This window comes from Nocardioides marmoraquaticus (genome assembly GCF_054777915.1).
This window is the reverse complement of sequence record NZ_BAAHAA010000017.1, coordinates 76,290-82,289: the sequence shown is the minus strand read 5'-3', so window position 1 is coordinate 82,289 and position 6,000 is coordinate 76,290. Positions and strand designations below refer to the sequence as shown.

Here is a 6,000-nt window from a genome sequence, read left to right as displayed (position 1 = left end):
CGCCCGTTCCCGAAGCTCCTCGGGATACTTCCTCGGTGCTGCCATGACTCTCATCCTTCCGTGGAATGAGAGCCTCCATCAGACCCGGCACGCGACAGTTGTCGCGTTGCCATTCGCCCACGTTCGGGTCGGTCTTCGCCGGCCTCGGCCGGGGCCTGTGGATAACTCGGGGTGCTGTCGGTGGTTGGGGGCAAACTGGTCTCACTCGGATAGGGGCGATGACCCCGGCCTGGTGCTCACTGATCCGTGAAGTCGAGTTCGCTAGCACTAGTGCGTAAGTAGAAGTGAGGAGCAGGCGATGGATGCGTGGACCCGAACCTTGAGGGCGGTGGCGATCGCGCCCGCCGTGGTGGTCAGCACGGTGCTGTGGCTGGTGGTGGCGGCGCTGCTGCCGAGCGGCGTGGCTGGGTTGCTGCTGCTCCTCGCGCCGGCAGCGCTGGCGTTGCTGTGGCTGCCGCGATCGGGACGAGCCGGTCGGCTGGTCGACCGGGCCGGGACCGTGCTGGCCGGCGCTCGCGAGCCCACGGCCGCCGAGCTGACCGCGCTGCAGCCGGTGCTGGCCCGGATGCTCGAGCTCGACGTCGAGCCGATGCGCCTGCTGGTCAGTCGTTCGGCGCGCCCGTACCCGCCGGTGCGGCCGTTCGGCCGCGACCAGGTGGTCGTCTCGCCGGTGCTTGCCGAGGCGGTGTTCCGACGCCAGCTCGGCGTCGAGGACGCGGTCGCGCTGATTGTGCACAACATCGGGTGGCTTCGCGCCCAGCCCACGCGCGGCGCCGTGGCGATCGCGGCCCTGACCCTGCCTTGGCGCGCGGTCGCCGCCGCGGCCTCCCGGATCGGTGCTGCCGCGCGGTGGGTGCCGTTCGTCAGCTTCGCCTGGCGGTTGCGGTTCGTGGTCGCGGCAGTGGCGGTCGTACAGTCGGCAGTCTAGGGCCGGACGGTCTCGGCCGTGCTGGTCGCGCTGTTCCTGACCGCCACCTACACCACGCCGGCGGCCCGGCGAGCTCGCGGCGCCCGGCTCCAGGTCGCTGCTGACCACTACGTCACGGCCCGCGGCCTGGGCCCGGCACTGCTGCGAGCGATGTACCTCGTGGGCGCGCCGACCCCGGACATGAAGCGCACCGCCCGCATCCGAGACGGCGGCCCTGGCGCCACGTCCGCGGCAGTAGACGCCACCGGCGCGCGCCGGCTGCACCTGGTGCCGTCCTGACCAACCGCTCGCCTGGCGCCATAGGTTCCGACAACTCGAGGTGAGTTATAGGAACCGTCGGCGCGCTGAGGCGCGGCGGTAGGGTCGGGGTCCAGCGACGCGATGGGTCTTCCCGAGGGACCTGACGCGTCGCTTCTGCGTTCATCAGCTGGCGTCGACGGGATCGCGGGTGGCGGGCTACTCGTCGTCGCCGTAGTCGTGGCGGTCCGGCACCCCGGAGGTCGACATGTGCACGCACCCGCGGCCGCCGCCGGGGTGGGGTCGCTCGTTCACAGAGGGGAGTCCACCGAGCTCGTGGCGGCAGATCGTCGTGCGCGCGTGGCTCGCCGGCGCCGGCGGGGCGGTGGCGACTGTGGGTGTTGTCGGCCGCAGCGGCGTTGCCGCGGTGCGCGGCGGCGTCCAGGCGGTGAGGGTGGTCATGGCGTCCGCTCCGGGCCCTCGGCGCGCTCAGCGGGCCGGGCCGGATCGACGGCGGCCCGGTCGGCTGCGCCCGTACGCGGTCGAGTCGTCGTAGTCGTGCTGGCGGCCGGACCGCGCGGCGTCTGCGATCTCGGCGTCAGGTGTCGGCCCGACCTCGTCGGCAGCACGGTCGGCGGCGGCCTCGGCAGCCTCGATCTGCAGCGCTCGCTGGCGAGCGTCCTCCTCGCGTGCGTCTTCGTAACGGTTGGCGTCGTCGGTGGTCATGGTGGGCTCCGTTCGTTGCGGTGTGGCTGAAGGCCTCTCACTTGCTGGTAAGGCGGGTGAGGGGGTCCTGGCGATCACCTGGAACTGCCCAATCCGGACGAATCTGCGCGAAGTCGCGGCCACGAGGTGGTGAGGGGTCAGATGCACGCGCTCCAGCGGCCGGCGCCGGTCTCCTCGGCGCGTGCGGCGGCCTCGACGTAGTCCTCGGCGCGCTCCAGGGGCGGGTCGCTGCGGTACAGCTCGCCGGCGCCGTGCTCGAGCAGCTGCAGCGCGACGTCGCCCTCGCCGCCGTGCGCGCTGGCGACGTAGCGGAGCATCCGCCCGTACCGGTCGCGGGTCGGCTGGCTTGGGTCGCTGCGCAGCGTCACGGTGCTGCCGACGGGAGTCAGCTGGCTCAGCTGGTCGGTGGCCTCCGCGGAGTAGCACTCGGCCGGCTCCTGGCCATGCGCCACCTCGGGTGCGTCCAGGCCGAAGAGCCGCACCCGCCCGAGATCGGCGCCACCAAGGGTCTCGACCCGGAGGGTGTCCCCGTCCAGCACCGCGGTGACCCGGGCCCGGCTGGTCTCGACGTCGGCGCCCTCCTGGTTAGAGCTCGACGATCCGTTGGCCCGCTCCCCTGGCAGCGCCGCGCAGCCGGTCAGGACGCTCAGAACGAACGAGACGGCCAGGCCAGCCAGATGGACCACGATCCGGCGCCGCGACGTGGTGGTGTTCGTCGGACGCACGCCCGTCGGTCCGTTCACCGGCCAATTCCCTGACCGATTCCCTGGCCACCGGCGGGCACCGCGGTGGGCTGGGGGCGGCGCTGCTCCTCGACCGCTCCCGCCGATCGCGCGGCGGCTCTGCCACCAGCAGCACCCTCGGCCGGCAGGTCGGATACCGGCTCGATGGCGCCCTGTTCGTAGCGGGAGGCGATCCGTTCGCCGATGCTGGTGGCCGCGCTGAGCAGCCGGGGGTTGTCCTCGGTGCGGCGCACGGCGTGGATCACCGAGGTGTGGTCCTTGTCGAAGTGGTCGGCGATGGCGGTCAGGGTGAGTCCGCTGCGACGTACGGCGGTCATGGCGACTGCGCGGGCATCGGTGACGGTGCGGTGCCGGTCGGCGCCGAGGATGGCCTCGGGAGTGGTGCCGAAGCCCTGGGCGGCCTGGGTGACGGCGACGTCGCACACGGCCGAGGGGCTGGACAGGTCGACGTCCACGGCGGCCGTGTGGGTGCGGTGCTGCGGTGATGCTGCCTGGTTGGTGGCCATCGTGAGCACCAGTGCGCGCAGCTGGTCGGGCTCCAGGGGCGCGAGGAGCTGGTGGACCCCGTCGTTGTCGCCGGCGGCCGCCAGCGAGGCCACGGCGGCCGCGACGCGCCGGCCGCCGACGTCGTGCTCAGCCTGTACGTCGCCGGTACGGAAGTGGTCGTGGGGGTTGGTGTCGGGGTGGCCACGGGGTGCTCCTAACGAGTCGGGCCGGCTCGGCCGAGGTCGGGGAGGTCGCCGGCGGTGGGGGAGGGGGACGTGGCCGCGAATTGCTCCCGGCCGAGACGTCGCTGGGCGGCGGCGGAGATCCCGTCGATGGCGACTGCCTCGCTTCCTTCCGGGTCTGCGACCGCGGCGGTGGACCGGCTGGCCGCTGAGGTGGCCCGGCCGGTGGCCAGGTCGAGAAACCGCACGTCCTCGTCGACGCGCTCGAGTCGGCGGTCGGCGGTGGCCAGGCGGTGTTCGAGCTGCTGGGGGCGGGCGATTCGGGCGGGGTCGACGTCGGCGCTGGTGTCACCGGCGCAGTGGAGGTGGTAGGCGGCCGCTTCCGCGATCGGGCGGGTGGCGTCGATCGCGTCCTCGAGCGCGTCCAGGCGGGGCACCAGGCGGTCGCGCTGCTCGCCGGTGGCCAGGTGTCGGGCTCGGGTGATCGCTTCGCTGGCCTGGTCGAGGTCGCCGCGCAGCGCCTCGACGACCTCCTCGGCGAGCTCGCACCGGGCGTGCAGACGTGGCAGGTCCTCCGCGACCGCGGCCAGCTGCACCGCGACGCGCCCCGGGTCATCGTCGCCGTGGTCGCGGCCGTGGGCTTGTTCGACGGCCTGAGCGATGTCCTCGGCCACCCTGCTGGCCGAGCGGACGCTGGTCCGGAGCTCCTCGACCCTGCCGCGGGCCCGCATCAGGTGGCCATGCGCGTCCTGGACCGCCTCCATCGGTCCGGGCCGTTGCGGCTGGGGCTGCTGGGTCTGGGTGACCTCGCTCATCGCCCCTCGCCTCGGTTCCTAGTGCCGCCTTGGCGGCCCTGGCCGCCGCGGTCGGGCTGGGCGTCGGGCTCGACCCCCAGCCGCACGGCGAGGCGGTCGGCGGCGGCGAGCGCCTGCTGCAGGTGACTGCGGACCTGGGCGAGCTCGGCGACCGGGTCCAGCCCCGGCCCTCGCCCTGCGGCACCCGATCGCCCGCTCGGCTGGTCGCTCGGCTGGTCGCTCGAGATGTCATTCGGCGGGTGGTTGCTCACGGGCTGCTCCCTGGTCTCAGATCTGTTTGCGACCGAGTCCGTGCGGAGGTCGCTCACTTAGGTCAAGGGGCGAAGAGGCCTCCTGGCGATCACCGGCGCCGAACTTTCTTGGGCCACCCGCCTCGCCGGGCAGACCCGGCATCCGGGCGCACCCCTTCCCTGCGAGCGCTGGCCGCAGGCAGGATGGGCCAATGGACGACCAGGAGGCGCTCCTGGCGCGCCGCGTCGCGCAAGCGGCATCCGCGCACATGCGGGTGCCTGCCGACGTGCTGGCCTACGCGCGCCTCGTCGAGGCGGTCGAGCAGTACGACGCCTACATGGCCCCCACGCTGGGCGGCGAGGACGAGTTGCTCGACGCGGTCGCGGACGACGCGATGCCGACGCCGCTCGGAGAGTCGGTAGCCGGCCTGGAGACTGCCCTGCCTGCGGCGGCGCGCAAAACGGTGTAGCTGCGCCGGCCGAGGCTGGAGCGGGCCCCTAACACCGTGCGGGCTTCCGGCGGCCTCAGCGGCCGGGGGCGGCTGACGGTGGTGGAGCGGTCGGGCGGAGGCGCTGTTCGGGTGCCCGCCCCAGTCGCCGGCGTGCGACCTCGTCGACCGCGGCCGCATCCTGCCGGTCGACGTGCTGGTCGACGTGCTGGTCGACGTGCTGGTCGACGTCGAGGTCCAGGCCGAGATCGAGCTCATCGTCTCCCGGTGCGCTGCCCGTCTCAGGGAGGGCCCGGTCCACCTGGTCGTCGAAGCCGCGGCCGTAGGTGACACCGTCGATGGTCAGGTCGACGCGCCGCACTCCTCCGTGCAGGTCGACGTCGTCGACGCGGCCGGCAGGGGTCAGGTCGCCCGGTCGGACCATCGCAGCCCTCACGGTCTCCCACTCCGGCTCCCAGGCCGGTGCTGGCGCGATGTCGGGGTCGCCGTGAAGCCGGTCCCTGCCGCCGTTGTGGGCGGCGTCGGCAGCAATGAGCCCGGCGGCCAGGTTCTCGACGTCGGCACTCATCACCTGTCCCAGCAGCGCCTCGATCGCCGGCACAGGGGCCTCGTCGAGGCTGGCGGGATCGTCGGGGAGGGAGGCGATGAGGTCAGCGGTGAGTGAGTCCGCGAGCTCCTCGAGGGCGGCCTGGCCGCGCGGGGTGAAGGCGACCACCACGCCCGTGTCGGTTCCAGGTCCGTCACTGCTGCCGACGTCACTGCTGCCGGCGTCGCGGCCGTGGTGCGTGCTGGCCGCTGGGTTCGTGTGGGGTTCGTCGCTGTGGTGCCGTCCGGTGCTCATGTCTGCCTCCGAGCCTGAGGAATTGGCCTTCACTTGGGGTAAGTCAGCGGAGGGGGTCCTGGCGATCACCTGGTCCGAGATTTCTTCGGCCGTTCCTGATGCCCGGACGCCTACGTGGCGTCTCGGTAGTCGTTTCGGCGGGCGCGTGGGGCGCGGGTCGCAGCCGGGAACCAGTCGACACGGTGGGTCGCTCGGTGGCGCGGCAGCACCGCGTCGACGCCGCACCGTGACACCACCAGTGCCTCCAGCTGCACCTCGAGCGCGTTGGCCGGCGACGGTGGCCGGGGCTGCGGTCGGCGGGACGAGGGGCTGGTCGAGTCGGTGCGGCAGTCAGTCGTGTGCGGCGTGCGGGGCGGGGTGTCC

At 73.2% G+C, this 6,000-nt stretch carries 9 protein-coding genes; 3 read left to right on the top strand and 6 right to left on the bottom strand.

From position 1 onward, the window contains the following. Nucleotides 1-328 precede the first annotated feature (328 nt). Nucleotides 329-928, top strand: a complete 600-nt coding sequence (locus ACYU8I_RS13440; protein ID WP_460841632.1) for a hypothetical protein — start codon at nucleotides 329-331, stop codon at nucleotides 926-928. A gap of 18 nt (nucleotides 929-946) precedes the next feature. Further along, on the top strand, nucleotides 947-1,207 hold the full coding sequence (locus ACYU8I_RS13435) for a hypothetical protein (protein WP_460841630.1): 261 nt from the start codon (nucleotides 947-949) through the stop codon (nucleotides 1,205-1,207). A 447-nt stretch (nucleotides 1,208-1,654) separates the two neighbouring features. Here the strand turns inward: ACYU8I_RS13435 and ACYU8I_RS13430 are convergent, their stop codons facing one another. From ACYU8I_RS13430 to ACYU8I_RS13410, 5 genes are all read right to left on the bottom strand, one after another. Further along, nucleotides 1,655-1,891: a hypothetical protein gene (locus tag ACYU8I_RS13430; protein WP_460841628.1), complete on the bottom strand. Its 237-nt coding sequence runs from the start codon at nucleotides 1,889-1,891 to the stop codon at nucleotides 1,655-1,657. A 137-nt stretch (nucleotides 1,892-2,028) separates the two neighbouring features. Beyond that, nucleotides 2,029-2,634 carry a thermonuclease family protein gene (locus tag ACYU8I_RS13425; RefSeq protein ID WP_460841625.1) on the bottom strand — a complete coding sequence of 202 codons (606 nt, stop codon included), beginning with the start codon at nucleotides 2,632-2,634 and terminating at the stop codon, nucleotides 2,029-2,031. After that, a complete protein-coding gene (locus ACYU8I_RS13420) occupies nucleotides 2,631-3,233 on the bottom strand; it encodes a helix-turn-helix domain-containing protein (protein WP_460841622.1) in 603 nt (200 codons plus the stop codon). Before ACYU8I_RS13420 ends, ACYU8I_RS13425 begins: the two co-directional genes overlap by 4 nt. Nucleotides 3,234-3,334: 101 nt before the next feature. Further along, on the bottom strand, nucleotides 3,335-4,117 hold the full coding sequence (locus ACYU8I_RS13415; RefSeq protein ID WP_460841620.1) for a hypothetical protein: 783 nt from the start codon (nucleotides 4,115-4,117) through the stop codon (nucleotides 3,335-3,337). After that, a complete protein-coding gene (locus ACYU8I_RS13410) occupies nucleotides 4,114-4,368 on the bottom strand; it encodes a hypothetical protein (RefSeq protein WP_460841618.1) in 255 nt (84 codons plus the stop codon). The genes ACYU8I_RS13415 and ACYU8I_RS13410 overlap by 4 nt, the downstream gene beginning before the upstream one ends. 191 nt (nucleotides 4,369-4,559) lie before the next feature. Here ACYU8I_RS13410 and ACYU8I_RS13405 point away from each other — a divergent pair, with 191 nt between their 5' ends. Continuing rightward, on the top strand, nucleotides 4,560-4,817 hold the full coding sequence (locus ACYU8I_RS13405; RefSeq protein ID WP_460841616.1) for a hypothetical protein: 258 nt from the start codon (nucleotides 4,560-4,562) through the stop codon (nucleotides 4,815-4,817). Nucleotides 4,818-4,872: 55 nt separating this feature from the next. Here ACYU8I_RS13405 and ACYU8I_RS13400 read toward each other — a convergent pair whose 3' ends face one another. Continuing rightward, nucleotides 4,873-5,637, bottom strand: coding sequence for a hypothetical protein (locus ACYU8I_RS13400; RefSeq protein ID WP_460841615.1), 765 nt, complete (start codon nucleotides 5,635-5,637; stop codon nucleotides 4,873-4,875). Nucleotides 5,638-6,000 lie beyond the last annotated feature (363 nt).